This window comes from Parafrankia colletiae, from assembly GCF_001854655.1.
GTDB classification, from domain to species: Bacteria; Actinomycetota; Actinomycetes; order Frankiales; family Frankiaceae; genus Parafrankia; species Parafrankia colletiae.
In genome coordinates this window covers 19,906-45,543 of record NZ_MBLM01000147.1, presented here as the reverse complement: position 1 = coordinate 45,543, position 25,638 = coordinate 19,906, and the positions used below count along the sequence as shown (strand labels likewise).

Annotated in this window: 21 protein-coding genes; 14 read left to right on the top strand and 7 right to left on the bottom strand. The window is 69.7% G+C overall.

What is annotated here, in order from left to right; all coding sequences use genetic code 11:
* Positions 1-50 precede the first annotated feature (50 nt).
* From CC117_RS26270 to CC117_RS26255, 5 genes are all read left to right on the top strand, one after another.
* A complete protein-coding gene (locus tag CC117_RS26270) occupies positions 51-2,333 on the top strand; it encodes a UvrD-helicase domain-containing protein (protein ID WP_241830439.1) in 2,283 nt (760 codons plus the stop codon).
* Between the two features lie 729 nt (positions 2,334-3,062).
* Positions 3,063-3,494, top strand: coding sequence for a hypothetical protein (locus CC117_RS26265; RefSeq protein WP_071088760.1), 432 nt, complete (start codon positions 3,063-3,065; stop codon positions 3,492-3,494).
* Positions 3,491-3,664, top strand: a complete 174-nt coding sequence (locus tag CC117_RS37605; protein ID WP_157905457.1) for a hypothetical protein — start codon at positions 3,491-3,493, stop codon at positions 3,662-3,664. Before CC117_RS26265 ends, CC117_RS37605 begins: the two co-directional genes overlap by 4 nt.
* A gap of 23 nt (positions 3,665-3,687) precedes the next feature.
* Positions 3,688-3,945 (top strand): hypothetical protein, encoded by a 258-nt coding sequence (locus CC117_RS26260; RefSeq protein ID WP_071088758.1) that lies wholly within the window; start codon positions 3,688-3,690, stop codon positions 3,943-3,945.
* 95 nt (positions 3,946-4,040) lie between these two features.
* Positions 4,041-4,544, top strand: coding sequence for a hypothetical protein (locus tag CC117_RS26255; RefSeq protein WP_071088756.1), 504 nt, complete (start codon positions 4,041-4,043; stop codon positions 4,542-4,544).
* A gap of 109 nt (positions 4,545-4,653) precedes the next feature.
* Here the strand turns inward: CC117_RS26255 and CC117_RS26250 are convergent, their stop codons facing one another.
* The 3 genes from CC117_RS26250 to CC117_RS26240 all read right to left on the bottom strand — a co-directional run bounded on the left by CC117_RS26250 (position 4,654) and on the right by CC117_RS26240 (position 9,222).
* Positions 4,654-5,457: a DUF427 domain-containing protein gene (locus CC117_RS26250; RefSeq protein ID WP_071088754.1), complete on the bottom strand. Its 804-nt coding sequence runs from the start codon at positions 5,455-5,457 to the stop codon at positions 4,654-4,656.
* A gap of 148 nt (positions 5,458-5,605) precedes the next feature.
* Positions 5,606-7,987, bottom strand: coding sequence for a nuclease-related domain-containing DEAD/DEAH box helicase (locus CC117_RS26245; RefSeq protein WP_407673586.1), 2,382 nt, complete (start codon positions 7,985-7,987; stop codon positions 5,606-5,608).
* Between the two features lie 296 nt (positions 7,988-8,283).
* Positions 8,284-9,222: an NADP-dependent oxidoreductase gene (locus CC117_RS26240; protein ID WP_071088750.1), complete on the bottom strand. Its 939-nt coding sequence runs from the start codon at positions 9,220-9,222 to the stop codon at positions 8,284-8,286.
* Between the two features lie 81 nt (positions 9,223-9,303).
* On the opposite strand from CC117_RS26240, the gene CC117_RS26235 reads away from it, so the two are divergent.
* The 4 genes from CC117_RS26235 to CC117_RS26220 all read left to right on the top strand — a co-directional run bounded on the left by CC117_RS26235 (position 9,304) and on the right by CC117_RS26220 (position 17,995).
* Entirely contained in the window at positions 9,304-9,873 is a 570-nt protein-coding gene (locus CC117_RS26235) for a TetR/AcrR family transcriptional regulator (RefSeq protein WP_071088748.1), read from the top strand.
* Between the two features lie 404 nt (positions 9,874-10,277).
* Positions 10,278-10,718, top strand: coding sequence for a hypothetical protein (locus CC117_RS26230; RefSeq protein ID WP_071088746.1), 441 nt, complete (start codon positions 10,278-10,280; stop codon positions 10,716-10,718).
* 16 nt (positions 10,719-10,734) lie between these two features.
* Positions 10,735-12,795 (top strand): SPFH domain-containing protein, encoded by a 2,061-nt coding sequence (locus tag CC117_RS26225; RefSeq protein WP_071088743.1) that lies wholly within the window; start codon positions 10,735-10,737, stop codon positions 12,793-12,795.
* A gap of 10 nt (positions 12,796-12,805) precedes the next feature.
* Positions 12,806-17,995 carry a DNA repair ATPase gene (locus CC117_RS26220; RefSeq protein WP_241830437.1) on the top strand — a complete coding sequence of 1,730 codons (5,190 nt, stop codon included), beginning with the start codon at positions 12,806-12,808 and terminating at the stop codon, positions 17,993-17,995.
* On the opposite strand, the gene CC117_RS26215 is transcribed toward CC117_RS26220, so the two are convergent.
* Complete coding sequence (locus CC117_RS26215) at positions 17,992-18,786, bottom strand: alpha/beta fold hydrolase (RefSeq protein ID WP_071088739.1); 795 nt, start codon at positions 18,784-18,786, stop codon at positions 17,992-17,994. The genes CC117_RS26220 and CC117_RS26215 overlap by 4 nt on opposite strands.
* Before the next feature lie 49 nt (positions 18,787-18,835).
* A complete protein-coding gene (locus CC117_RS26210) occupies positions 18,836-19,219 on the bottom strand; it encodes a VOC family protein (RefSeq protein ID WP_071088737.1) in 384 nt (127 codons plus the stop codon).
* 56 nt (positions 19,220-19,275) lie between these two features.
* On the opposite strand from CC117_RS26210, the gene CC117_RS26205 reads away from it, so the two are divergent.
* From CC117_RS26205 to CC117_RS26195, 3 genes are all read left to right on the top strand, one after another.
* Positions 19,276-19,950, top strand: a complete 675-nt coding sequence (locus CC117_RS26205; protein ID WP_071088735.1) for a TetR/AcrR family transcriptional regulator — start codon at positions 19,276-19,278, stop codon at positions 19,948-19,950.
* A 331-nt stretch (positions 19,951-20,281) separates the two neighbouring features.
* Positions 20,282-21,586 carry a TrkH family potassium uptake protein gene (locus CC117_RS26200; RefSeq protein ID WP_084132821.1) on the top strand — a complete coding sequence of 435 codons (1,305 nt, stop codon included), beginning with the start codon at positions 20,282-20,284 and terminating at the stop codon, positions 21,584-21,586.
* A 128-nt stretch (positions 21,587-21,714) separates the two neighbouring features.
* Complete coding sequence (locus CC117_RS26195; protein WP_071088733.1) at positions 21,715-22,395, top strand: potassium channel family protein; 681 nt, start codon at positions 21,715-21,717, stop codon at positions 22,393-22,395.
* A gap of 26 nt (positions 22,396-22,421) precedes the next feature.
* Here the strand turns inward: CC117_RS26195 and CC117_RS26190 are convergent, their stop codons facing one another.
* Positions 22,422-23,252, bottom strand: a complete 831-nt coding sequence (locus CC117_RS26190) for a siderophore-interacting protein (protein WP_071088731.1) — start codon at positions 23,250-23,252, stop codon at positions 22,422-22,424.
* 171 nt (positions 23,253-23,423) lie between these two features.
* Positions 23,424-24,476: a GlxA family transcriptional regulator gene (locus CC117_RS26185; protein WP_241830435.1), complete on the bottom strand. Its 1,053-nt coding sequence runs from the start codon at positions 24,474-24,476 to the stop codon at positions 23,424-23,426.
* 117 nt (positions 24,477-24,593) lie between these two features.
* On the opposite strand from CC117_RS26185, the gene CC117_RS26180 reads away from it, so the two are divergent.
* Together CC117_RS26180 and CC117_RS26175 are read left to right on the top strand one after the other, a co-directional pair.
* Positions 24,594-24,785 carry a hypothetical protein gene (locus CC117_RS26180; protein ID WP_131803138.1) on the top strand — a complete coding sequence of 64 codons (192 nt, stop codon included), beginning with the start codon at positions 24,594-24,596 and terminating at the stop codon, positions 24,783-24,785.
* A gap of 154 nt (positions 24,786-24,939) precedes the next feature.
* Positions 24,940-25,623 (top strand): NAD(P)-dependent oxidoreductase, encoded by a 684-nt coding sequence (locus CC117_RS26175; protein WP_071088728.1) that lies wholly within the window; start codon positions 24,940-24,942, stop codon positions 25,621-25,623.
* Positions 25,624-25,638: the final 15 nt, after the last annotated feature.

The following is a 25,638-nucleotide window of genomic DNA, read 5'->3' as shown; positions in this document are numbered from 1 at the left end:
TCGCGACAGTATTGGGTTGAGGTGGTGCCAYGCCGTCGCGTGTTGCGTGGATGACGGTGGTGCTCCACGCCGGCGGTCGCCGGACAGATGCCGTCCGGGGTGGCGGGACTACCATGTGGTGCATCGCGCTGCGTGATCAGTGCAACGGTTTCCTCGGGGGGTATGCGACCTGTCCGCGTCCGCCTGAGGTGTCGGATCGAACACTCGGGGTGTCCATGGCCTCACTCGGCTTCGCGCAGAGCTTCTTCAGGCGCCTTCCGGATCTTCCGAAGGAGGTGCAGAAGAGGATCCCCGAGCTGCTCGGCAGATTCCAGGAGAGCACGATCGCAGGGCTTCACCTCGAGAAGCCCCACGCGCTCGCGGACGACCGTGGACGGACGATCCGGGTTACGAAGTTCTGGCGGGGCGTCGTAATGGCACCTGTGGAGGGAGATCACTACATACTGTTCGACGTTCTCGAGCATGACAGGGCGTACGTCTGGCTGGCGAACCACACGTTTGCGATCAACTCGGCGACGCGCGAGGTGGAGATCGTGGACGTCGAAGCAATGCGTAATGTATCGAAATCACTACCATCTGTAGCTGGCGATCTCCGGCCCGGAGCGTTCGACGCATACGGCAACACTGTTCTTCTGGAACTCGGCATCGAGGCCGTTCATCTGCCGCTTGTCCGCCGTGTTCGGGCGGACACTGACCTCGACCTGCTGTCCAGGGCGATGCCACACAGCCAGCACGAGGTGCTCGAGATGCTCGCCGCCGGCTACTCCGTCCGCGAGGTGCGGGCCGAGCTCGGCATCAGGAGCAGCGTGGTCAGCAGGGAGCCGGACCCCTCCGTCGCAGCCCTCGCCTCGCCGACGGTCTTCGTACCGCAGAGCGCCCGGGAGCTGCAGGAGGCGCTGGAGCACCCGCTGGAACTGTGGCGCATCTTCCTGCACCCGACACAGCGCAGGATCGCCTACCGAGAAAAGTTCGCAGGCCCGGTCCGGGTCACGGGCGGGGCGGGCACCGGCAAGACGGTCGTCGCGCTGCACCGTGCTCACCATCTCGCGCGCCGCCTGCCCGAGAAACACGGGCGGCCGGTTCTGGTCACGACGTTCGTACGAACCCTTGCCGAGGGCCTCCGAGCCGGCCTGGCCTCGCTCGACGCGGTCACCGGAGCCGACACCAGCTCCGCGGTCGAGGTAACCACCGTCGATGCTCTTGCACATCGCATTGTGACCGAGGTCGAGGGTGCGGCTCCGAAAATCGTTCTCGACGACGACTCCCTGACGAAAATCTGGACTGCCGCCACAGCTGCCACGGGCGCACCGTTCACCCCGGCCATGCTCCGCCAGGAATGGGAGAACGTTATCCTGGCCAGGGGTGTGCGGACGCCCATGGACTATCTGTCCGCACCACGAGCTGGACGAATACAGCCACTGACCAGGACGCAGCGTCTCCAGGTCTGGACCGCCGTCGAGTACTTCCTCGGTGTGCTCGGTGATTCGGGGGAGCGAACTTTCCATCAGCTCGCGGACGACGCGGCCCAGTACGTTCGAAGTGGGGCAGCTGGGGACCTGTTCCCCCACGTTGTCGTTGACGAGGCGCAGGATCTGCACCCCGTGCAGTGGCGGCTCCTGCGCGCAGTGGTCGCCGACGGCCCCGACGACCTGTTCGTCGTCGGCGACGCGCACCAGCGAATTTACGACCACCGTGTTGCTCTGACGGCCATGGGCATCAACGTTCGTGGTAGGTCACACCGCCTGCGGCTCAACTACCGAACCAGCGAGGAGATTCTTACCTGGGCCGTCGCGCTGCTGAACGGCCAGGTCGTCGACGACCTCGACGGCGGGCTTGACCACCTGGATGGCTACCGGTCGGCCTTTCGCGGCGTACAGGATCCAACCGCGCACGGCTACCTGACGGCAGCTGCCGAACTTGACGGACTTGTTTCGACGATCCGCGGCTGGCTCGACGGTGGCGTCGAGCCAGCCGCGATCGGCGTCGCAGCTCGTACCCGCAGAATGGCCGACGATGCCACCGACGCACTCCGCGCGGCCGGAATCGAACCAAGTCCGCTCGACCGGCGGAAACGCGGAGGCGTCGAGATCGGCACGATGCACCGGATGAAAGGCCTGGAATACCGTGCGGTGGCCGTCGTCGATGTCTCGGCCCGTTCGGTTCCGCTTCCGCAGGCTGTCACGTCGCAGACGGTGGAGGCAACCCTCCACGTGCAGGACCTACAGCGCGAGCTCTGTCTCCTTCACGTGGCGTGTACGCGAGCCCGTGAGTTCCTCGCAGTCTCCTGGTCGGGTGCGCCGAGTCCTTTCCTGAAAATGATTCTGGAGGCCTGACTCTCATTCGGTGGAAAGCTGCACTCCAGGCGGTCCGAGTATGATCGGAAATCATAGGGAGGAACCGGGCCTCACCGAGTGGTCCCGCTCGTCCCGGGTTCCGGGTGGCCGCGATCGGGGAGCTGGTGGAGACCCGCTCGCGCGGTATCACCTGCCCTTGCGACAGCTACGTACAGCTGTCGCCGTACCGGAGATCCCTGATCACATCGATGGTGGCCAGGCGGGTGCCCGTCACCGGTGCGGCGGCTGTCGGCGCCGTGGTCTCAGGCGGCGGCGGTGTCCATCTCTCGATGATCGGAACAGTGGTGCCGGAAAGGACCAGCGATGACCCGTCGGCGGACACGTCGCAGCCTCCTCACCTTGCGTTCCGGGTAGGAATAGGTCGGCAGACGGTTATTTGTCTGCGTTTGCGAAAGGCGGGCTCCCGTCGATGTCGTCAGGCGCCTTTGCTGTCAAAAGCGCTCGACGGTCTTGAAAATGTACTCGAGTGCGGATGCCGGTCGACCACGAGGAGTTCGTTTGCTCCAGAGACATCTACCGGTGGCGGGTACGCAAGGCGGGTGCCACGCGGGGCGGTCATGCTCGGGCGCCATCGATCTTCTACAAGCGAATAGAGGTTCTCTCTACTCTGCTGTCCTGTCCCGCGCCAGGTCGCGACATTCCTGGCGGCGCAGGGCGGCGTCATCCGCCGTCGCCGCCGGCGCACTCTGCGGGATTCTGGGTGGGACCGTGTTGCCGACGTTCGCGGGGACCCTGCGGCCCCAGGCGCTGGCTGAGACGGCGTTCTCGACCGACCCGGTCGGATCGCTGCCGCTGCTGACCGACCCGTTCCTGCAGGCGCCCTCGGAGCGCGACGTGCACGTCGTGTGGTTCACCGAGTTCGCCGGCAGCAGGCATGCAGCCCTGGTCGGGCGGGGTGTCGACCGACTGGATGCCAGAACGCTCGGCGCCGTTGCCACGGGCCGTGTCCGTCTCCCCGGGATCACCCGGGTGACGGCGTCGACGACGAAGCTGTCGAGGTCCGCCGAGGACTCCGCCTCGAATGTGCCGGCGGATCGCAGGCCCGCGGCCGATGCCGGCATCGTCGCGCGTGACGTGTGGCGGCATGAGGCGTCCGTCAACGGGCTGAGGGCAGGGGAGCGTGTGCCCTACCGGTCGTGAGCCTGGACGGCTCCGCTTCGGACGGTTCCGGTCCGGCTGGGGCCGGCCTGGTCGGTTCGGGTACCTTCCGGCTGCGGCCCCTGCCGCGCGCCGGCCAGCCGGCGAAGATCCTGCTGACCAGTGACTACCAGGCGATGGTGAACACACCGGTGAACCTGCAGATGCGCTGAGGACCATCGGATGGACGGACGCGGTGTTCGTCGCCGGTGACCTGGTCAACGTCCCGGGCCGGGCCTCGGAGTGGTTCGACGACACCCGCGGCAGCGCGTTCTTCCCCGTCCTGCAGGGCAACAGYGGCTGCAACGGCACCGTCCAGAGCAACGACCACGCCATGTTCTCGGTGTTCGACACCGGCCCGGGACAGGTCGTCAGCTACTCCTTCGACCTGAGGACACCGGACGTCGCCCCGGTCGTCCTCGACCGCTTCAATCTCGGTCGCCCCCGCCGCTGACCTTCTCGGCGGCAGCGCGGCCGTTGAAACAGCCACGGTGAAATTGAGTACTCGCACTCAGGACGTCCCGGGAGTCGATGGGAAGACTGGCCCGCATGCCGACCTCGCAGCCGACGTGGACGCCGACCTCCACCCATGCGGGTGTGCGAGTCCTCCACGGCGGTGCCGCCATCCTCCTGATCGCGGCCGTGCCGGTTGCGGTCGCAGGACTGCTGGGACAGGACGACGAACAGGGCGTCCCCCGGTCGGAACTCGACTACGCCATCCGGCCGCTGGACATCGCGCCCGGATGGATGACGGCCATCGGTGTCGCCGCGCTGCTCCTGGCGGCAGCCTCTGCGGCGTTTCTGGCGCGCAGGGGCCGCCGGGCCGCTGACCGGCACCGGTACCGCCACCAGTGGCAGACGATCTGCCCGCTGGTGGGGATCGGTGTGATCCTCGGCCTCGGGTACCACATCGCGACCGCCGGAGTGATCGGCGCCAACATCGGGTTCGGACTCGTCGTCCTCTTCGGCCCGCCTCTGGTGGTCGTGCTGCTGGTGGTCGCGGCGATCCGAAGACGGGCACTGCGCGTCGAGGCCAGGCGACACGCCCCCTGAAACGCTGTTCCGTGGAACCTCTTCCAGGCCGCGCGATCGTCGACATCCCGCGATCGTCGACGTCCCGCGGTCAGCCGACGGCCTGCGGCCTGCGGTCAGCGGAGATGGGTCAGGTGTGTGTCCCGTCGACGAAGACGTCGACCTTCTCGTCGTAGAAGCAGACCAGGCCGGCGATGCGGATGCTCTCGGGCAGCGGGGTGCGGTAGAGCCAGACGACGTCCTCGTGGATTTTGCCGTTGACCTGGACGGAGTAGTAGCCGGCGGTGCCCTTGTAGGGGCAGTGGGTCGCGGAGTCGGAAGGCACCAGCAGTTCTGTCCGCACGTYGGTCAGCGGGAGGTAGTAGCGCGGGCGGATGCCGGATTCGAACAGTGCGACGGGGCGGACGGAGTCGGCGACTGTCACGCCGTCGATCTCCACGCGTACGTGTCGGGAGCTGGAAAGGGCGTCGATGCGGTGGTAGGGGTTACGGGCGTGCCCGTAGATGATCTCGTCCTCCTCCAGCCAGACGTCCATCGCGTCCCAGTCGAGCCGGACGAGGTCGCGTAGCTGGGGGATGGGGGAGTCGGGGTAGGTGCCCGCGGCGTCCGGCGCTGTCTGGTCGGCGATGACCACGTTGTGGCGGACGGCGTCGCCCCGGCTTGGCGAGCGCGTGATCTTCCCGTTTGGTTCGAGGGCCGCGCGGACGTCTTCGGCGGGCAGGTAGTAGACGGGGTAGTGCGGGCCTTCCCAGACCAGTACGGGACGGATCGTGTCCACGACGACATGGCCGCCGAGGAGTGCTCGGACCCGCTTGTGCGCCTGCTCGGCGTGGACCCGCCCCCGGCCGGTGGTGGTCGCCGGCTTCACGGATCCGGCTGCCGGAAGGGCGGCCGCGGGTGCGGGCGTGGTGCTGGTAGGAGGAGGTGTTGTCATGGCGTCTCGTTCCTTCCGCCGCGTCCGCCCACGTCTGCCCGCGTGCGCGGTTCTCCGTCAGGCCATTTGATCGCGTGTCAGGCCCCGGGTCCAACGGAACGGCGCACCCGGGGGTGCGGGTGGCGGAGGCTCGCCATGCTGGCCGGGTTCACCGAGTCGGGTCCGAGTGGCCGTGGCCGTGGCCGGGGTCGGGGTCGGGGTTGGGGAGCTGACGAATCCCTGCCCACACGGTGTCGCGTGCCCGCGTGATCGCCACGTACAGTTGTCGGCGTTCCAATCGGGTGCGTTCATGGAAGGCATCGGCGGCCTCGGAAGGCCGCCGAGGGCCAGGGAAAAGATTACGGTCGGGTAGGCAGACATGGGCGAAGTCGAGGGCCTTGGCCCGGTGGTATGTCCCGACCTTGACGCCTTCACCGTTGGTTCCGTCGTAGTCCATCAGCGATATTGCCGGAATTCCGTGCCCAGCGAGCACCCGCAGCCAGTGGAACTCCGCCTCGTTCGTTGACACGAGCACGGCCATGTCGCCATACCGGATGTCTCTGTCGGTATGTAGTTCCGTGAGATGCGTGYACAGTGCCGTGTTCTGCGCGGCCGCGTCTGGCACGGTGACTTCCGTTATCTCACCTCCGGGGCGCTCGATGTCGACGTCGCGTCGCCCGCGTTCCGGGGTGCCGTCGAGATCGTCGAAGCTGTCGTCGGCGATCACTGTCTGGGCATGGCGAAGGATCTCCGCCCGGTTGCGGTAGTTTCGCGTCAACACCGTGGAACGTCCCACAACGGGGACACCTGCCTCGGCGAGGGTGAATCCGCCCGGGTAGATGGACTGCTGACCGTCGCCGACGACAAGCAGGCCGTCGGGCTTGTCTCCGACGAAGGCGTGCAGCAGTTGAAGGCCGACGCACGTCAGGTCCTGCACCTCATCGACGATCACCGCGTCGTAGCGGGTTTCGGAACTTTCGCGGACCATGTCACGAGCAAGAAGCAGCACATCGTCACGGTCGAGGACACCGCGTTCCGTCCGGAGCTGCTCGTACCGTTCGTAGAGATCCCAGACCGCGCGTCGGTGGGCCGGTTGCAGCGGCGTACTGCGCCCTACTCGCGCCAGTCCGGCGTACTGCGAGTACGAGGTAAGGCCCCTGCCCTTGATGACGATCGCGATCTCGTCCTGCCAGTACTGGGGGCCGAGACCGAGCCCGAGGCCGGGCAGGACCGAGTGCTGTCCAATCTGCGCCCAGGCCCGTGAGAAGCAGGTGTCGGCGGCGTCCTGCAGGTGCCGGCCCGCCAGGCCGTGATCGCGAAGACAGCGGGCGGCGACGGCATGGACGTTGACGAACTCGATGYGCTCCACATGGTCAGGCGCCATCCGGGTCAGCAGGGCGCGGTAGACCGGACCCAGGGTGCGCACCTTCGACGTGAACAACACCCGGTCCCCGCGGGTGGCCAGGAACTTGGCGCGATGCAGCGCGACGACCGTCTTGCCGGTGCCCGCCGCGCCCCGGACACGTGCCGGACCAGACCACTTCCGGCCGGCAAAGCGCGCCTGCGTTGGATGCAGCCAGGTCATCCACGTCTCGATCGGTTCACGGTCGGCGGCGTCGAGCAGCTCCTGCCACAGTTCGTCGCGACTCAGCAACGAGCCCTGACCGGTCAACGGACCTTCACCTGGTTCGCCGGCCTCCGGGAGCTCGAGCCGGGCCGACAACCCTGGGGCGGATGTCCGTCCGCTGGCGGGGGGTGGATCTTCCCTACGTGCCGGCGGGCGTCCCACCGGCTGGGAGGTCAGCACTACCTGGTGCGCGGCGCGGGGCATCGGAGGGCATCCACGCTCCAGCTCGTCCAGTAGCCGTTCAACGAGGTCAGGGGTCAGACGGGCGCCCCGGCGCGCCAGCTCCCTGGCGAGGTCGTGCTCCCCGAGGACGGTCACCGCGTCGATCGGTTCCCTGATGTTCCTGCGCCCGGCCAGGACCAGCAGCGCCACCACCTCGGTCGGCGGCAGGCCCGCATCCGCCAGCACCTCTGCCACTGCGGCGGCCTGATCCACAAGCTTGCGGATGTCGTCGTCCGCATCGGCGTCGCCGCGCCACAACCGGCCGCGCTCGACGGAGGCCTCCCGCCAGTTCTTCACGTCCACGACGAAGACCCCGCCGGGCCCCACCAGGATCACGTCGATGTTGGCTCTGCGGGTGCCCGGCCACTGCCTGTCCGGCAGCACATGCCACCCGGCGTCCTCCATGGCTATCAGCGTCCGGGTCACGTTCTGCTCGGCCCGGCCACCGGCTTCCCACCGCCGGCGATGACGGTTCAGCTGGTGCTGGGTGTCGTTCAGATGCTGGATCTGCCGCTCGACACCGGCGATCTCCATGCCGAGCAGAACGGCCTGACCGAGGGCGGACGGCTCCGGCAGCGGGCGGATGCCCGTCGCTGGTCTGGCGCCCGGGAGCGCCGCGGTGGTGCGGGGCCGCGGCCTCTCTGCGTAGATGGTCGGAACAGCAGTGTCGGGGAGCATCGGCGGTGACTCGTGGGCACGCACGTAGCGATCTCCTCACCTGGTGTCACAGATGAGGATAGGTCAGTAATCTGACGTTTGCCTCTGTTTGGCTCGAATGAGGTCGCTCGAAGCGTGGCGAGAGACTTTTAATGTCGAAAGCACCGATTCGCATCAAACAAATGTTCGAGTGTGCCGCTGGAACGCGCGCTTCGTGTCGCGTCTCAGAGTGCGGGGGAATCGAGAGGGGATCCGCCCCGCTGGCGACCGTGCGCCGGTTTGCTGGCCCGGTGGACGCCTCGCGCCAGGCGGGGCTGGCGCAGCTGCCGAGGCAGGCAGGGTCAAAGCGTGATCACAATCTTGCCGTGGACGTGGCGTCCGGCCTGTAGTGTCACGGCCTCGCGGGTCTGCTCGATCGGGAAGGTCGCGGCGATCGGCACGGTGATCCTGCCGGCGAGGATCGCGTCGGTGATCTTCGTCAGGGCGTCCGGGCTCGCGTCGGCGCCGCCGGTCGCGCGCACGCCACCGGGGGGATTGGGCCCGGCCGCGATGGTGGAGATCCGCTCGGGTGGAACGCCGAGCGTGAGCGCGGCCTCGGCCGTTTCGGTGCCGAACAGGTCGGTCGCCGCAGTCACGCCCTCGGGGGCCAGTGTCCGTACCCGCTCTGCCAGGCCGGGGCCGTAGGCCACGGGTTCGGCGCCGAACTGCCGCAGGAACTCGAACGTGCCCTCCGACGCGGTCCCGATGACTCTGGCGCCGGCGAGCTTCGCGAGCTGCAGGGCGAACACACCCACACCGCCGGCGGCGCCGCCTACCAGGACGGTGTCACCGTGCCGCAGATCGATGGCAGCCAGGGCGGCGGCGGCGGTCATGCCGGCCACGGGAAGGGTGGCAGCCACCTCGTCGGTGATGCCCTCCGGTGTGTGCCGGAGCGCCTCGGGCGCATCGGACGTCTCGGTGGACGTCCTGACCACCACGAAGTCGGCGGCGGCGCGGCCCAGCGCGCCGCCGTACACACGGGCGCCAGCAGCAAAACCCGTGGCGCCGCGGCCCACCTCGTCGACGACCCCGGCGAAGTCGTAGCCGAAGCCGGACGGCACGGTGACGCCGAACTGCTCCGCGGCCTCCGGTAGTGAGGCAAGTATCCAGTCCATGGGATTCAGTCCGGCGGCCGTCACCCGGACTCGGACCTCGCCCGGCCCGGCGTGCGGTTCCGGGACCTCCCGCAGCTCCAGTACCTCGGGACCTCCGAACGTCTCGTAGATGACAGCTCGGCTCACGGGAACCTCCAGCAGGCAAGGTGATGGGACCTGGTCTCATCACTGTACAGCCTACGGGACCGAGTCCCGTAGGCTGGTTCCGTGGCTCGCTGGCAACCCAACGCATCAGAGCGACTCGTGATCGCAGCCCTCTCCCTGTTTGCGGAACGGGGCTACRAGAGCACGACGGTGATCGAGATCGCGGAGCGCGCCGGGCTCACGAAGAGCACCTTCTTTCGTCATTTCCCGGACAAGCGGGAGGTGCTCTTCGGCGGTGACACGATGGCCGGACTGCTCGTCGACGGGATCGCCGCGGCGCCGGCCGCGGCAACCCCGCTCGAAGCGGTGGCTCATGCCCTGGACGCGATCGGGAGGGAAGCCTTCACACCCGACCGTCGCGAGTTCAGCGCCCGGCGGCGGGAAGTGATCGCAGCCAACCCGGAACTGCGGGAACGCGAGGCGCTGAAGGGGCTGAATCTCACCGCATCGATGACCGACGCGCTCAGGCGCCGTGGTGTTCCCGACCTGGTTTCGCGGGTGGCCGCGGAGCTGGGTGCACTCACCCTGGCGATCGCCTATGAGCGCTGGAGCGACACGGCTGACGGCGACGACTTCAGTGAGGTCGCGCGACGAACACTCGGCGAAGTGCAGGCGGCCAGGGCCTCGTGTTGAGAGCCCTTCCGACTACGACGGCGGAGGCCTTCCGGGGTCTTCAGGGTGCATGGGAAACCGTTCTTACAGTTCACGGGCTTCATACCATGCGGGTGCCTCGGTAGGAACCAGATGGGCAACCTCACCGGACTCGTCGCGGCGGTTGGCCGGATCCGGAATAACCCCGTCAGGAAGGCGATAGCGGGGAGGGGGTCCGGGTCGGATGTGTTCCAATGCGTGGGAAGTCGGGGCGACGGTTACCACCGTCGGTGTTTCTGATCGGAGCTCTGTGCCATGGCATCCTCGGTCGCGTCGGAATCTGATTGTCGCCAGATGGCGGGGTTTTCCTGGTCCGCGACGCCTGACCTCGTCCGGAACCGTGAGGTGGTCGGCGCGAATGCGGATCAGCGTCGCTGCTGACCGCTGTGCATTCCTCCACGGATCCGCCCGGTGCGGCACTGTTTGATCGCGTCGAGCTGGGCGCATCCTTCCGCGTCGCGCTGGCCGTCGTGGCGGTCGCGCTGGCGCTGGTGTGCGTCTGGCTCCTGGTTCGTCTGCTGCTCTTCCCGCTGCGCAGGCTGCGCGGGCTGCGGGGGCGCGGGGTGGCCTCGTCCCGCACCGAACTGATGGGCCGGGTGTGCGTCATCCGCACCGGCCGGGTGGGCCCTGAGTTCGGCCAGGCGGAGGTCAGGGCGGCTGACGGGTCGTCCGCGCTGGTCCAGGTGCGACATCCGGACCTCAACCCGTTGTTACAGGCGGGCAGCTCTGCCGTGATCTACAGCTATGASCCTGCCGGCGAGTTCTTCTGGGTGAGCCCGCTGGACTTCACCCGTGAACTGGACCGCGACCTCCCCGCGGCCGACTGAGAGCGTAGGAAAGCAGATGAGCCTCGTTGCGATAGTCCTGGGCGTGTTGTTCGGCGTCATCATTCTCGTCGCGCTGGGCGCACTCGTCGCGGTCAGCCGGCTGTCCCGCCGGGTGGAGCAGGGAAAAGCCCTGATCATCTCGCGGTCCAAGAAGGTCGACGTCACCTTCACCGGAGGGATCGTGTTACCGATCCTGAACCGCGCGGAGGTGATGGACATCTCCGTCAAGACGATCGAGATCCGGCGGACCGGCCGGGAGGGGCTGATCTGTCGCGACAACATGCGGGCGGACATCCGCATCACGTTCTTCGTCCGGGTCAACAAGACCGTCGAGGACGTCATCAAGGTGGCGCAGGCGATCGGCACCGCGCGGGCCAGTGACCAGACGACACTTCAGGAGCTCTTCAACGCCAAGTTCTCGGAGGCGCTGAAGACCGTCGGCAAGCAGTTCGACTTCGTCGACCTCTACACGAAGCGTGAGGATTTCCGCGACCAGATCATCCAGGCCATCGGCCGCGATCTGAACGGCTACAGCCTGGAGGACGCCGCCATCGACTTCCTCGAGCAGACCCCGATGTCCCARCTCGACCCGGCCAACATCCTCGACGCCCAGGGCATCCGGAAGATCACCGAACTCACCGCGATCGAGCATGTCCGTACCAACGAGTTCCAGCGCCAGGAGGAGAAGGAGGTCACCCGCCAGGACGTCGAGGCGCGGGAGACGATTCTCGAGCTCGAGCGGCGGCAGGCCGACGCCGAGACCAGGCAGGAGCAGGAGATCGCGACGTTGCGGGCTCGGGAGGAGGCCGAGACCGCCCGGGTGCAGGCCGAGGAACGGCTGAAGGCCACCTCCGCGGCGCTGCGCGCCGACGAGCAGCTCGGCATCCAGCGGGAGAACCAGGCCCGGGAGATCGCCGTCGCGGAGAAGAACCGGGAGCGGGTCATCGCCATCGAGACCGAGCGGATCGAGAAGGACCGCCAGCTCGAGGTCATTGCCCGCGAGCGGGAGACCGAGCTTTCCCGGGCTGCCAAGGACAAGGAACTGGAAGTGCAGAAGCAGGCGGTCGCCGAGGTGCTCCGTGACCGGATCGCGGTGGAGCTGACGGTCGCCGAGCAGGAGGAGGGCATCAAGCGGCTGCGGGCCGTCGAGGATGCGGAGCGGTTGCGGCAGGCTCTGGTGATCGAGGCGGAGGCCGAGGCCCAGCAGGCTCTCGTCAAGGACATCAAGGCGGCCGAGGCCGCCGAGGAGGCCGCCGGCCACCGGGCGCGGGAGACGGTGGTCCTCGCCGAGGCCCGGCAGCGGGCTGCCGATCTGGACACCCGCGCCAAGATCCAGCTGGCCCAGGGCCTGCAGGCCGAGGCCGCCGCCAAGGGACTGGCCGCGGCCACGGTGCGGGAACGGGAGGCGGAGGCGATCGAGAAGGTCGGTCGGGCCGAGGCCGTGGTCGACCGGGAGAAGGCACTGGTCGCCGCGGCGGCGATCCGGGAGCGGCTGCGGGGCGAGGCCGACGGCCTCACCGAGAAGGCGGCGGCGATGGCGGCGTTGGACGAGGCGAGCCGGGGCCACGAGGAGTACCGGCTGCGGCTGGAAGCCGAGAAGGAGATCCGGCTCGCCGGCCTCGACAGCCAGCGTCGGATCGCCGAATCCCAGGCCGTGGTGCTGGCTGCCGGACTGGAGAACGCCGACATCGACATCGTCGGCGGCGAGAGCATGTTCTTCGACCGGCTGCTGAGCTCGATCACCATGGGCCGGGCGGTGGACGGCTTCGTCGGCCACTCCGACGTCGTCGGAGGCCTGGCGGGCAACTGGCTGGACGGCTCGGCGGACTTCACCGCGGATCTGACGCGGGTGCTCGGTTCGCTGGGCTCCGGTGATGTCCAGAACCTCACGGTGTCGGCGCTGCTCCTGCAGATACTCAAGGGGGGTGGGCTGGACGCCGCCAAGCTGCGGGAACTGGCGGATGTGGTCGCCGGCACGGCGCAGCCGGAGACCACGTCCGCCGCGGTGACGCGGGCCGACGCCACTGCGAAGCCCACGGCCACCGGTCCTGCCACCGGCCGCGGCACCACCCGCTGAGGCCGGCAGCGTGGCCCCCGTCCCGACCGAACGGAGCGCTACCGAACGGGACAGCTACGAGGTGCTGCGGGCCCGGTTGGCCGAGCAGGCAACGGAGCTGACCCGCCGGGCCGACACCCTCAACGCCCACCGGCTGGCGGTGTTCGGCGGCATCGGGCTCCGCCTGCTCGGCACCGAACAGGTCAGCACCCGACATCCCTGTGTGCCGCAGGACATCGTTGCGCTCGGTGAGCATCTGCTGCTCGGCTGCAACATGCCCACCGCCCTCCCCGCGGGTTCCACGCCCGACGGGGAGGAACCCGCGGCAGTCACCGACGCCCTGTCACTGCACCGCCTGGTCCGGGCCGCCGCCGGCGGGGCTGCGGGGGCCGCCGGCTCCCGGTTTCGGTTCGACGGCGTGGGCCCGGACGGGAGCGCAGGTCCCGACGCCGACGCCGGCTCGGACGTCGGCTCGGACGTCGACGCAGGCCCGGGCGGGGACGTCCTGCCCGGTGTCCTGCATGACCCGACGCTCCACCGTGACTTCCGCGAGCTCTACCGGTACTACCGTGACACCCGGCTGCTCCGGCTCCGGCGCCTCGACGACAGAATGCTCGCCGTCTTCCAGACCGGCCGCCGGCCGGAGGACATCCGGGTGCTGCGGTGGCGGACCGGCACCCGCGGCACCGCCGACTACCTGGACAATCTCGGCGAGCGGGACCACGTCCTCCCGCCGGCGCACGACCTCGACTGGATCGCCGCCAGCCGCGACGATCACGTTCTGGGACGGCACCCGCACGTCTCGGTGCAGGGGGCTGTGTTCGTCTCCACCGTCGGCGGGACCCTCACTGTCAAGACCGAGAACGACACCGAAAGCGCCGACGGGATCTACCGCGAGCCTGTCGACGAGCCGCTGCAGAGCCTGGCCGACGCCGAGATCCAGCATGCCCGGGTTGGACCGCTGGTCCTGCTGCGGATCCGGCCGTACAAGGAGGCCGGGTGGCGGTACCTGGTGTTCAACACCCGCAACGACCGGGTGGTGCGCCTCGACGGGATCGGGCGGGGGTGCCGACGGCTGCCCGCGGAGCAGGGGATCATCTTCGCCGACGGCTACCACCTGACCACCGGTACCGTCCGCGCCTTCGGCACCGACTCGTCCGATCTGGAGTTCGACCGGGTCATCCACGCGCCCGGCGGGGAGGACGTGCTCTACGTCTTCCACGCCCGGACCACAGGCCGGTTTCTCCTGCTGCCCTACAACCTGATCCGTCAGGATGTCGCAACGCCGCTCGCCTGCCACGGCTACGCCCTGTTCGGCGACGGCACCCTGGTCCTGCTGCGGACCCCGCCTGCCGCGCCCGCCCGCACCCACGCCGTGCAGAYCTGGCAGACGCCGTACGGGCACACAGCCGAGTCCGCCACCGTGACCGGCAGCGGGCCGCTGGAGCGGATCGGTAACGCGGACCTGGTGCAGGGGATCTCGGACTGCATCTCGGTGRCACGCCTGGTGGCGGAGATGACGCCGTCCCACGCTGTGCTCGAGGCGCTGATCGGGGCCTGTGGCCGGGCGTTCGACCGGTACCACTGGCTGGGCGACGCGGATCTCGCCGATCTGGGCGCGCCGCTCGCCGAGGTCCGGGCCACCGCCGAGCGGGTGCTCGAGGAGTTCGAGACGGTCCAGGCACTCACCGAGGCGGCCCGGGCAACGTTGGCCGACGCCGCCGCCGAGGTCGACACCCTGCTCCGGCGCGTCCGCGACGAGACGCCGCAGACCGCCGGCGCAGCCGTGACGGCGCTCGCCGACCTGCGCCGGGCCCAGGGCCGCCTGGTCGCGCTGCGCGACGTCCGCCACATCGACCTGGCACGGATCGACGTGCACGCGGCCGAGCTTGACGCCGGGATCACGGCCGCCGGCCGGCGCGCGGTGGAGTTCCTGCAGGGCGATGACGCCTTCGCCGACTACCGCGCGGAAACCGACCAGCTGGCCGCGCGGGCGGCAGCCATCGGCAGCGCTGCGGCCGCGGCACCGATCGCCGAGCGGCTCGCCGAACAGAACGCCGGTCTGGAGACCGTCGTCGAGATCGTCACCGGCCTCGACATCGTCGACACCGCCGCGCGTACCCACCTCCTGGACCGGATCGGGGAGGTCTTCGCCGAGGCCAACCGGGCGCGGGCCATCCTGGACGCCCGCCGCGGGCAGCTGTTCGACATCGAGAGCCGGGCCGTGTTCGCGGCCGAGTTCGCGCTGCTCGGCCAGGCGGTCACCGCCGCGCTGGCGATCGCCGACACCCCCGAGCGCTGCGACGAGCAGCTGGGCCGGCTGCTCGTCTCGCTGGAACGCCTGGAATCGCGCTTCGGCGACTCCGACGACGCCAGCACCGAGCTCGCGGCCCGGCGGGCCGACCTCTACGACACGTTCTCCGCCCGCCGCCAGGAGCTGGTGCAGGCGCGGACGCGGCGGTCCGGCCGGCGAGCCGACTCCGCCGACCGGATCCTGGCCAGCATCCGTCGCCGCTGCGTGGACCTGCGCTCCCTCGACGAGATCAACACCTACTTCGCGACCGACCCGATGGTGACCACGCTGCACGGCATCGTCACCGAGCTGCGTTCCCTCGGTGAGCAGATCCGCGCGGACGAGATCGCCGGTCGGGTCGAGGCAGCGCGCCTGGACGCCCGCCGGGCCCTGCGCGACCGGGCCGACCTCTACGAGGACGACGCGCTCATCCGCCTCGGGCGTCACCTGTTCACGGTCAACACCCAGCCGGTCGACCTCGCTCTCGTCCCAGACGGGGACCACCTGGTGTTCGTGGTCACCGGGACGGACTACCGCCGTCCGGTCCGCGCCGCATCCTTCGCGCAGACCAGGCCGTTCTGGGATCAGCCGCTGCCGTCGGAGTCACCACAGGTGTACCGGGCCGAGTACCTGGCCACCCGGATCCTCGCCGACGCGGTGGCAGGTGCCGGTGGGTTGTCCGTCGCCACACTGGTCGAGGCGGCGGACATCGGGAACGATCTGCTTGAGCTGGTGCGCCGGGCGGCCGGGAGCCGCCACGACGAAGGGTACGAGCGCGGCGTCCACGACCGGGACGCCGCCACGATCCTCGCCGCGCTGGCCCGGTCCTACCAGCAGGCGGGGCTGCTGCGTTACCCGTCGGCCGTGCGGGCCGCCGCACAGCTGTTCTGGGCCTGTGGCACCGACGACGCCGGCCGCGTGGCCTGGGGCCGCCGGGCCGCGTCGCTGGCACGGGCGCGGGCCGTGTTCCGCCCCGCCCAGCATGCCGGTGTCGCGCAGCATGTCGCTCCCGGGCAGATGGCGGCCCCGCTGAACCCGCGCCAGGACGGGCCGAAACAGATCGGTGACCTGCGCGCCGAGCTCGCCGTTGCCGTGGCACAGTTCCTCACCGGCACCGGCACCGGCACCGGCCGCGAACGCCCGTCCGCCCTCGCCGATCTGACGGCCCTCGTCGAGCAGTTCGGCGGCGTCGACATCGTGGGGGAGTACCTGTTCGAGGAGCTCGCCGGCGAGCCCGCCGGGTTCGTGACCAGCGCCGCCGCGCGCGAGCTGCACGCCCGCTTCCGGCGGGCGCTCGGGGAGCTGGGCGTCAGCGACAGCTTCGACCACGATCTGCGGACCTTCGACGACGACCTGGCGGCCCGCTATCAGCTCGCGGCAGCCTGGCTGGGCGCCTTCCACCCGGCCAGCGGACCTGACGCCGGAAACACCGCGGACGTCGAGGAGTCCGCGGGCGCCACGAACGCCGCGGACCCTCGGGATGCCGCGGGCGGCGCGGCCGACGTCCCGGAGGCGGTCGCCGTGGTGGTCTGCGGCTCGCGGCTGCCCCGGCACGACTCGTCGGCCCGCCTGGTAGCCAGCGTCGACGGCCTGCTCGGCAGCCACCCGCGCATCGATGACGGACGGCTTGAGCTACGCCTCGACGAGACACTGGCGCGCACCCGCCGGTTCCACACCGAACGGGTCCCCGCCTACCGCGCCTACCGGCGGGCGCGGGACGAACTGATCTCCCAGGAGCGTGAGCGGCTGCGGTTGGACGAGTACCAGGCGACGGTGCCGGCCAGCTTCGTCCGCAACCGTCTCGTCGACGAGGTCTACCTGCCGCTCGTCGGCGCGAACCTGGCCCGCCAGCTCGGCGCCGCGGGCGACGGCACCCATCCCGACCGGATGGGCCTGCTGCTGCTCGTCTCGCCGCCCGGCTACGGCAAGACCATGCTGATGGAGTACGTGGCGAGCCGCCTCGGCCTGGTGTTCGTGAAGGTCGACGGCCCGGCGCTCGGCGGCGCCGTCAGCTCGCTCGACCCCGCCGCCGCACCCGACGCGGCCGCCCGGCGGGAGATCGAGAAGATCGCCTTCGCGCTCGAGCTGGGCAGCAACGTGCTGCTCTACCTGGACGACATCCAGCACACCGCCCCCGGACTGCTGGAGAAGTTCATCCCGCTGTGCGACACCCAGCGTCGGATGGACGGCGTCTGGGACGGCCAGACCCGCACCTACGACCTGCGTGGCAAACGCTTCGCCGTGTGCATGGCGGGCAACCCCTACACCGAGTCCGGGGGACGGTTCCGCGTGCCGGACATGCTCGCCAACCGCGCCGACGTGTGGAACCTCGGCGACGTCCTCTCCGGCCGGGACCAGCTGTTCGCCCGCAGTTATCTGGAGAACGCGGTCACGTCCAACCCGGTGCTGGCTCCGCTGGCTGGCCGCGAGCACGCCGACCTCGAACTTCTGATCCGGATGGCGGAGGGTGACCCGTCGGTGCGGCCTGATCGGCTCAGCCATCCGTATCCGCAGGCCGAGCTGGACCAGATTCTGGCTGTGCTGCGGAAGCTGGTGCGTGTCCAGCAGGTCGTGCTCGCCGTCAACCGCGCCTACATAGCCTCGGCCGGGCAGGACGACACGACCCGGACCGAACCGCCTTTCCTGCTGCAGGGCTCCTACCGGAACATGAACAGGCTGGCGGAGCGCATCGTCCCGGTGATGAACGACGAGGAGCTGGACGCCCTGCTTCACGACCACTACCTCGCCGAAGCGCAGACCCTCACCTCCGGCGCGGAGGCGAACCTGCTCCGGTTCGCCGAGCTGCGGGGCTCCCTGACCGCGGATCAGGCCGCCCGGTGGGCCGAGGTGAAGGCCCGCTACCAGCGGAGCCGGGAGACCCGCGGATCTCCCAACTCGACCGGCACCGGTAGGCCCAGCCGCGGCTAGGGGGCCGGGGCCGGGGTGGGGAGGAGGGCGGCGAGGGCAGCGGGGGCGTGGAGGGGGAGCAGGTGGTTCTCGCCGGGGATGATGGTGGTGCGGGTGTCGGGGAGCATCGTGGCGAGGTGGTCGACGAGCCGGTGGGTGAAGAGTGGGCTGTCGCCACCGGCGACGAGGTGGACCGGCTGCTCGATCCGGCGCGCCAGCTCCTCGTCGAAGTGCCACGTGGCGAGCGCGGGCACCTCGCCGGCGAAGGTGTAGCCGCAGTCGCGTTCGGCGCGTTCCAGGCCGGCTCGCCCGAGTGCGGACTCGATCACGGACCGGTGTTCCGGTCCGCACACCGCCGCCAGGAAGGTGTCGAAGGCGGTGCGCAGGTCGCCCTGGGCGGCGGCGCCCATCGCCGCGCCGAGGGCGGGGCCGATCGCGGCCGCGGCCGTCGCCCGGTCCTGCGGCGGCAGGAGCGGGTCGATCAGCGGCGGCTCGATCAGGACGAGCTCGCCGACCAGTTCCGGGTGGTCGAGCGCGAGCTGTAGCGCGAACACGCAGCCGGAGGAGTGCGCGAGGACCCGGGCCCGCTCGATCCCGAGGCGGCGCAACAGATCCGCGGACTCGGCGGCGTGGTCGGCCACCGACAGCGGCTCGGCGGGCGCGGGGTCGGAGTACCCGGTGCGGGTGACGCGGATCCGGCGCAGGTCGGCAACGGCCGGTTCGTGCTCGAACGGCACGAACCAGTCGGCGAAGACTGCTGCGTGGATCAGGACGAGCGGCTTGCCGTCGCCGCCGGAGTCGGTGTGTCGCATGATGAATCTCCTTCTCGGTCTGTGGTCGGTCGGTCAGTCAGTCGGTTGGTCAGGCGGCGTAGAGACGGATCTCGATGCCGTCGGGGTCGTGGAGGCCGACGAGGACGGTGCCGCCGTGGTGGCCGGTGACGAGGCCGCCGTGCTTCTGGCCGAGGGCGGCCAGGTGGTCGGCCCAGGCGTGGACGCCGTCGCGGGTCGGCACGCCGAGCGCGACGAGGTCGAAGCCGGCGAGGGCGGCGGCGCGTTCGGGGTCGTGCCGGAGCGCGATCTGGGTGGTGCCGTCCGGGGCCTTGAGGGCGACGCCGCGGAGCTCGCCGTCCTCGGTGAACTCGATCGCCACCTCGAGCCCGAGTACCTGCCGGTACCAGTCGCTGCTGGCGCGGACGTCGCTGACCGGGATCTTCACGTGGTGGATCGGTGCGAGGTCGGGCATGGTCTCCCCTTTGGCTAGAGTCAACTCTAGTGGCTCATTGGAGTAGTCTCTAGCGAGTGGGTGATGTCGTCAAGGACGAGCCGAGTCGGGTCAAGGACAAGCTGAGCCGGGCCGAGAAGACCAGGCTGACCAGGCGGCGGATCATCGCCGCGGCGGCGGACCTGTTCCTCGACCAGGGCTACGGCGCGACGACGCTCGACCAGGTCGCGGCGCGCGCGGGCGTCGCCGTGCAGACCGTCTACTTCCACTTCGGGAACAAGGCGACCCTGCTCAAGGAGGCGCTCGACGTGGCCGCCGTCGGCGACGACGAGCCGGTCGCACTCCTCGACCGCCCGTGGCTCGAGGAGATGGCCGCCGAACCCGACCCGGTCCGTGTGATCGAGCTCTGGACGGCCGGTGGCCGCGAGATCATGGAACGGGTGGCGCCGCTGCTCGCCGTCGTCCGCGGCACCGTCGGCACCGACCCCGACCTCGCGGCGCAGTGGGACGTGAACGAGGCTCAGCGCCGCACCGCGTTCCGCGCCCTCGCCGGCCTGCTCGCCGATCGCGCGGCACTCCGCCCCGGACTCACCGTCGAGGACGCCGCCGATCTCGCCTTCCTGATCACCAGCGCCGAGAACTACATCGTCGCCACCGGTCCCCTCGGCTGGTCACCCGAACGCTGGCAGCACACCACGGCGACGCTGCTCACTCAGGCGCTACTCGACGGGACGGACGAATCGGCTGGCTGAAGCGCGCAACCAGCACTGATGCGAACCTGCACCCCAACGTCATCGGGCCGGCATGAGGCCGGCGCGGCCCGGCGCGCCCCCCGATGGCAGGCTTGCGCCGAGAGGGCGGGTGGTCGTGGACGGGGCTTCGCCGGGCGAGAGCGGTCGTGAGCGCGGTGAACGCGGTGAGCGCGGTGAGCGCGGTCGCGATGGCGCACCGGACCGCTTTCCGCCTCACGCGACCGGGGAAAGCGGCGGAGACGGGGGCGAGGCGTCGCTGACCCGGCCGGAACGGCGTGCCCGGCGGCGTACCCGTCGGCTGCATCAGATTGCCGTTCGGCTGGGTCATCCCGTGAAGCTTGTCGTACTCGGATTCCTGGCGACGGTATCCGCCGCGACCGTCCTCCTCCTGCTGCCGGTCGCCGCGGAACCCGGCGTGGACACCACTTTCCGGGAGGCGCTGTTCACTGCTACCGGCGCTTCCAGCGGGGCGCTGGCCGTCGTCGACACACCGACCCACTGGTCGACCTTCGGCGAGGTCGTGGTGATGACCGCCGTCGCGCTCGGCGGCCTCGGGTTCATGACGTCGGCATCCCTGCTCGGGCTGCTGGTCTCGCGCCGGCTCGGGCTGCGGATCCAGGTGCTCACCGCGACCGAAACCCAGTCTCTGGGGCTGGGCGATGTCCGGCGGGTGCTGCGCGGGGTCGCCGCGACCACCTTCGCCATCGAGGYGGTGACCGCGCTCGTCCTGTTCGGACGCCTGTGGTCAGGGTATGACGAGCCGGTCGGCCGGGCCGCCTATCTCGGGCTGTTCCACTCGATCACGGCGTTCAACAACGCCGGCTACGCGCTCTACCCGGACAACCTCATGGGGTTCGCGACCGACCCGGTCATCATCCTCACGATCGGTCTCGCGGCGATCCTCGGTGGTCTCGGCTTCCCGGTGCTCTTCGAGCTGCGCCACGAACTACGCACTCCCAGGACCTGGTCGATGCACACCAGGATGACTTTGCTCGGCTACGGGATCCTGCTGGTCGGCGGAGCGGTTGCCGTCGCGGCGCTGGAATGGCGAAACCCGGCGACACTCGGCCCGCTGGGCTACCCCGGGAAAATGCTGAACGGCTTCTTCGGGAGTGTCACGGCGCGTACCGCCGGCTTCAACGCGATCGACTACGGCCAGGCCGACCCGGCCACCCTGGTCGTCACCGACGTGCTGATGTTCATCGGTGGCGGCAGTGCCAGCACGGCCGGCGGGATCAAGGTCACCACGTTCATGATCCTCTTTTTTGCGATCATCGCGGAGGCGCGCGGCGACGACACCGTCGACGCGTTCGGCCGGCAGGTCCCCCACACGGCGCTGCGCCAGGCCATCGCGGTGGCCCTGCTCGGGATCGCGATCGTCGTCATCGGGACGCTGAGCATCCTGACCGTCAGCGACCACTCTCTCGATCAGGTCCTCTTCGAGGTCACGTCGGCCTTCGGCACGGTCGGGCTCAGCACCGGGATCACCGCGCAGCTGCCGGCGTTCGGCCAGTACGTGCTCGTCATCCTCATGCTCGTCGGCCGCATCGGTCCCATTACCCTGGCCTCGGCGCTGGCCCTGAGGGAACGGCGCCGGCTCTACCGGCTGCCCGAGGAACGCCCGATCGTCGGGTGACGGTCGGGCCCTGATCGACCCGACCGGGCCCATCAGGGCTGATGCCTGCGGCCCATCCGAACCGGGTGGGTCGGATCGGTTCGCCCTCCGGCAACAGACCGCTACGAGCAGGAGTGGGGTGACGACGGGTGGGACGGGACAGGCATTCGAACGCCGTGCTGATCATCGGGCTGGGGCGGTTCGGTGGCACGCTCGCCGAGTCACTGCAACGCCAGGGTCAGCACGTGGTGGCCGTCGACGAGAACCGTGAGCTCGTCCAGGAGTGGTCGGGAACGCTGACGCACGTCGTCGAGGCAGACGCGACGAACGAGGCGGCGCTCCGCCAGCTCGGTGCCGACGGTTTCGAACGGGCGGTCGTCGCCATCGGCACCGGCATCGAGGCGAGCCTGCTGGCCACCGGTGTGCTGCTCGACCTGGGCGTGACCGAGGTCTGGGCGAAGGCGATCACCCGTCAGCACGGCCGGATCCTGGAGCGGATCGGCGCGTCGCACGTCGTCTACCCCGAACGCGACGCAGGTGAGCGGGTCGCCCACCTGCTCTCCGGCCGGCTCACCGACTTCGTCGAGTTCGACCAGGGGTTCGCGATCGCCAAGCTGCGCGCCCCGCGGTCGATCTGCGGCAGCACACTGCAGGACCTGGCACTGCGCAGCCGCTTCGGCGTGACGGTCGTCGCGGTGAAACGATCTGGCGGCGAGTTCGGCCCGACCGAACCGACCACCGTCCTCAACCTCGACGACATGATCGTCGTCACCGGCCGCACCGAGCACATCGAACGCTTCGCCACCGAGACCGGGACTCGCGCTCACTGACCCGTTCGCAGGGCTGCGGCGACACGTCAGCGGGCGAGCGCGACTCGTTCCTCGGCTTCCACGTTGCGGTTCCATTCGCCCTTGGACTCCTGCCAGCCGTCCTCGTCCGCGCCGAGACGCCAGTAGCCGGAGATGGACAGCTGCCGCGGTGCCAGCCCGCGCTCGACCCGCAGAATGCGCCGCAGCTGTTTCACCATGTTGGCTTCGCCGTGCACGAACGCCTGGCCGGTGCCGGACGGCAGGTCGAGAGCGGCGACGGCCCTGACCGCCAGCTTGCCGACCTGATGCTGGCCGCGGTGGAGCCAGGTGATGATGGCGCCGGGCGGCGCGTCGAGCGGGATCTCCTCGTCGCTGCCGCCGACCTCGACGAACACGTGGACCGGTACGCCGGTCGGGGTCCGCTCCAGCGACGCGGCGATCGCCGGCAGGGCGCTCTCGTCGCCTACGAACAGATGCCAGGCCGCGGCCGGGTCCGGCGCGTAGCCCCCACCTGGTCCGAAGATCAGGAGGTCGTCACCGGGCTGCGCGGCCGCCGCCCACGGTCCGGCGAGACCGCGGGTGCCGTGTTCGACGAAGTCGATCGTCAGTTCGCCCTTGTCGGCATCCCAGGCGCGCACCGTGTAGGTCCTGGTGGTGGGCCAGCTCTCAGGCGGCATATCGCGCCGCACCTGCTCCAGGTCCAGCGGCAACGGGTAGGTCACACCAGGGAGCGGGAACGCCAGCTTGACATAGTGGTCGGTGTACTCGCCGGCGGCGAACCTGGACAGCCCGGCGCCGCCGAACACCACCCGAATCATGTGTGGGCCGATCCGCTCAGTCCGTTGGACCTTCGCACGGTGTGGTTCTGGCCTGGCCATCGACGCCGTGTCTCCTCTCGGTCGGAGTGGAAGAGCAGGTGCCGGCCGACGTGAGCCGGCCACTTAGGTAAGGGTAACCTACCCTGCCGGCGGGCTGGTCTGAAGAGTCTTCGAGTCGCCGCGACGGATCCTGCTCCACGGGCCGCTGCGGCCGGCTGCCGCCACGGTGTTTCATCCGTCATCGCTCCCGATGGCGAGCAGCCGCTCGGTGGGATCGAACACGACGTCGGTGACTGCGGCGTCGTCGTTACTGGCCATGGCGTGGCGGGTCAGGTCGGGGTTGGTTCGACGGGTGAATGCGTTGCGGTAGGCGCTGGGGGTGAGCCCGTTGCGGCGCAGGAGGTGGAGGCGCAGCGACTCGGGGGTTCCCAGGCCGCTTTGCCGGGCGATGGCGGCGATCGGCAGATCCGTCGCCTCGAGGAGTTCACGGGCCCGGTCGATCCGCTGGTGCAGCAACCACTGCAAGGGGCTCAGACCAGTCTCCTGGCGAAACCGGCGGGTGAGAGTGCGGGTACTGGTGTGGGCGTGGGCGGCGAGGCGCCCGAGGGTCAGCGGCTCAGCGAGATGCTCTGACGCCCAGGCGCGGGTGTCGGCCAGTGATGTCCCGTTTTCCGGCGGCAGCGGTGTTTCGATGAACTGGGCCTGGCCGCCGGGACGGATCGGCGCGATGACCGCGGCTCGGGCGACGGCGTTGGCGACCACCGCCCCGTAGTCGCGCCGGATCATGTGGATGCACAGGTCGAGACCGGCGGCGAGGCCGGCGGAGGTCAGGATCGTCCCGTCGTCGACGTACAGGACGTCGGGCCGCAGGTCGACGGCGGGGAAGCTGCGACGCATCTCGTCGGAGTACTGCCAGTACGTGGTGGCCGGGCGACCGTCGAGCAACCCGGCCTGGGCCAGCACGAAGGCGCCCGTGCAGATCGAGGCGACCCGACGGCCATCGTCGGCGGCCCGCCGTAGTGCCTCCAGGACCCGCTGGCCCGCGTGGGCGCGAGCTCCGGTCCCCGTGACGATCACCGTGTCGGCGCTGTCGATGACGTCGAGGCCGTGCTCCACCACAACACTGGGCCCGATGTACCCGGGCACGATCCCGGGCTCGGGCGTACAGATCACGACCTCATAGCCCGGCTGGCCGTCGACCATCGCGGCCGGGAACATCGCCGACGGGATGGACAGATCAAGGGTGGTGACTGGCGGGACGGCGACGACGACGATCCGAAGCATGGCCTGATCCTTGGGCTATGTGGCATTCGGGCCACTACCGTATGTTTCTGGCAGGCAGCAGGGTGAGACAGGCACCCACGAACCCGCGTGGGCCCTCCGGAGCGGAAGACGAACACCATGCCGCTGCACGTGCTCACCGATGCCGGTGCCGGTGTCACCCCCACCGCCGCCTGCTGGCCCGACACGGTGCGCGCGTCCGCCTGGCCAGCCGGCGCGGGGGGACCCGAGCACCCATTGATCGAGCGGATCGCCGCCGATGCGACCGATGCCGACGCGCTGCCCCGACTCGCCGAGGCGCGAGGACGCTGATCAACGCCGCGAGGCCGCCGTGCGACCGGTCGGACGGTCAGGTCGGCGACATTACCGCGGTCAGGGCGTAACCCGGTTCGGAGTAAACCGCGCATCGCCCAGCAGGCGTGCGGCTCGTAGAGAAGATCCCCGTACGGAACATGGAGGAGAAAAGGTGAAGGTCGGAGTATTCGGGGCAACCGGAACCATCGGCCGGTGCGTTGTCTCCGAGGCGCTCGCCCGAGGCCATCAGGTGACGGGGTGGACTCGCGATGTCTCCCGCCTCCCTCCACAACCGGCCCCGGCCCGGTGGACCCAGGCCGACGTCATCGACCCGACGGACGTGGCACGGGTCATCGCGGGGCATGACGTCATCGTCAACGCGATCAATACCGGAAACAGCATTCCGGAGAGCATCGCCAACGCAGGGGTTCTGCCCGCCGCCGCCCGCGCTGTGCTCACAGCAATGGAACGGCATCCGGCCACGAGGCTCATCGTCGTCGGTGGCGCTGGCAGTCTGGAGGTGGAGCCAGGCCGGCAGCTCGTTGACCTGGAGGGCTTTGCGGAAGGCCTGCCCGCGGCCCTCGGAGTCCCCACTGACTATGTGAAGGTCGTACTGGCCCACCGGGAGGCCCTGAACCTGTACCGCCTGTCGAACAGAAAATGGACGTATCTCAGCCCGTCGGCCGGACTGATCACCTCCGGTGAGCGCACCGGCCGCTTCCGGACCGGTACCAACCAGATTCTGGTCACAGCGGCGGGCGCGAGCGATATATCCGCCGAGGACCTCGCAGTAGCCATCGTCGATGAGGTCGAGACTCCACGCCATATCCAGCAGCGATTCACCGTCGGCTACTGAAAGCCTGAGGTGGCA

Excerpts from the sequence above, each read along its gene's own strand:
- CC117_RS26270 (WP_241830439.1), top strand. The coding sequence starts at position 51 with ATGACGGTGGTGCTCCACGCCGGCGGTCGCCGGACAGATGCCGTCCGG.
- CC117_RS26255 (WP_071088756.1), top strand. The coding sequence starts at position 4,041 with ATGCCGACCTCGCAGCCGACGTGGACGCCGACCTCCACCCATGCGGGT.
- CC117_RS26185 (WP_241830435.1), bottom strand. The coding sequence starts at position 24,476 with ATGCTTCGGATCGTCGTCGTCGCCGTCCCGCCAGTCACCACCCTTGAT.
- CC117_RS26210 (WP_071088737.1), bottom strand. The coding sequence starts at position 19,219 with ATGCCCGACCTCGCACCGATCCACCACGTGAAGATCCCGGTCAGCGAC.
- CC117_RS26190 (WP_071088731.1), bottom strand. The coding sequence starts at position 23,252 with ATGGCCAGGCCAGAACCACACCGTGCGAAGGTCCAACGGACTGAGCGG.
- CC117_RS26180 (WP_131803138.1), top strand. The coding sequence starts at position 24,594 with ATGCCGCTGCACGTGCTCACCGATGCCGGTGCCGGTGTCACCCCCACC.
- CC117_RS26215 (WP_071088739.1), bottom strand. The coding sequence starts at position 18,786 with ATGCGACACACCGACTCCGGCGGCGACGGCAAGCCGCTCGTCCTGATC.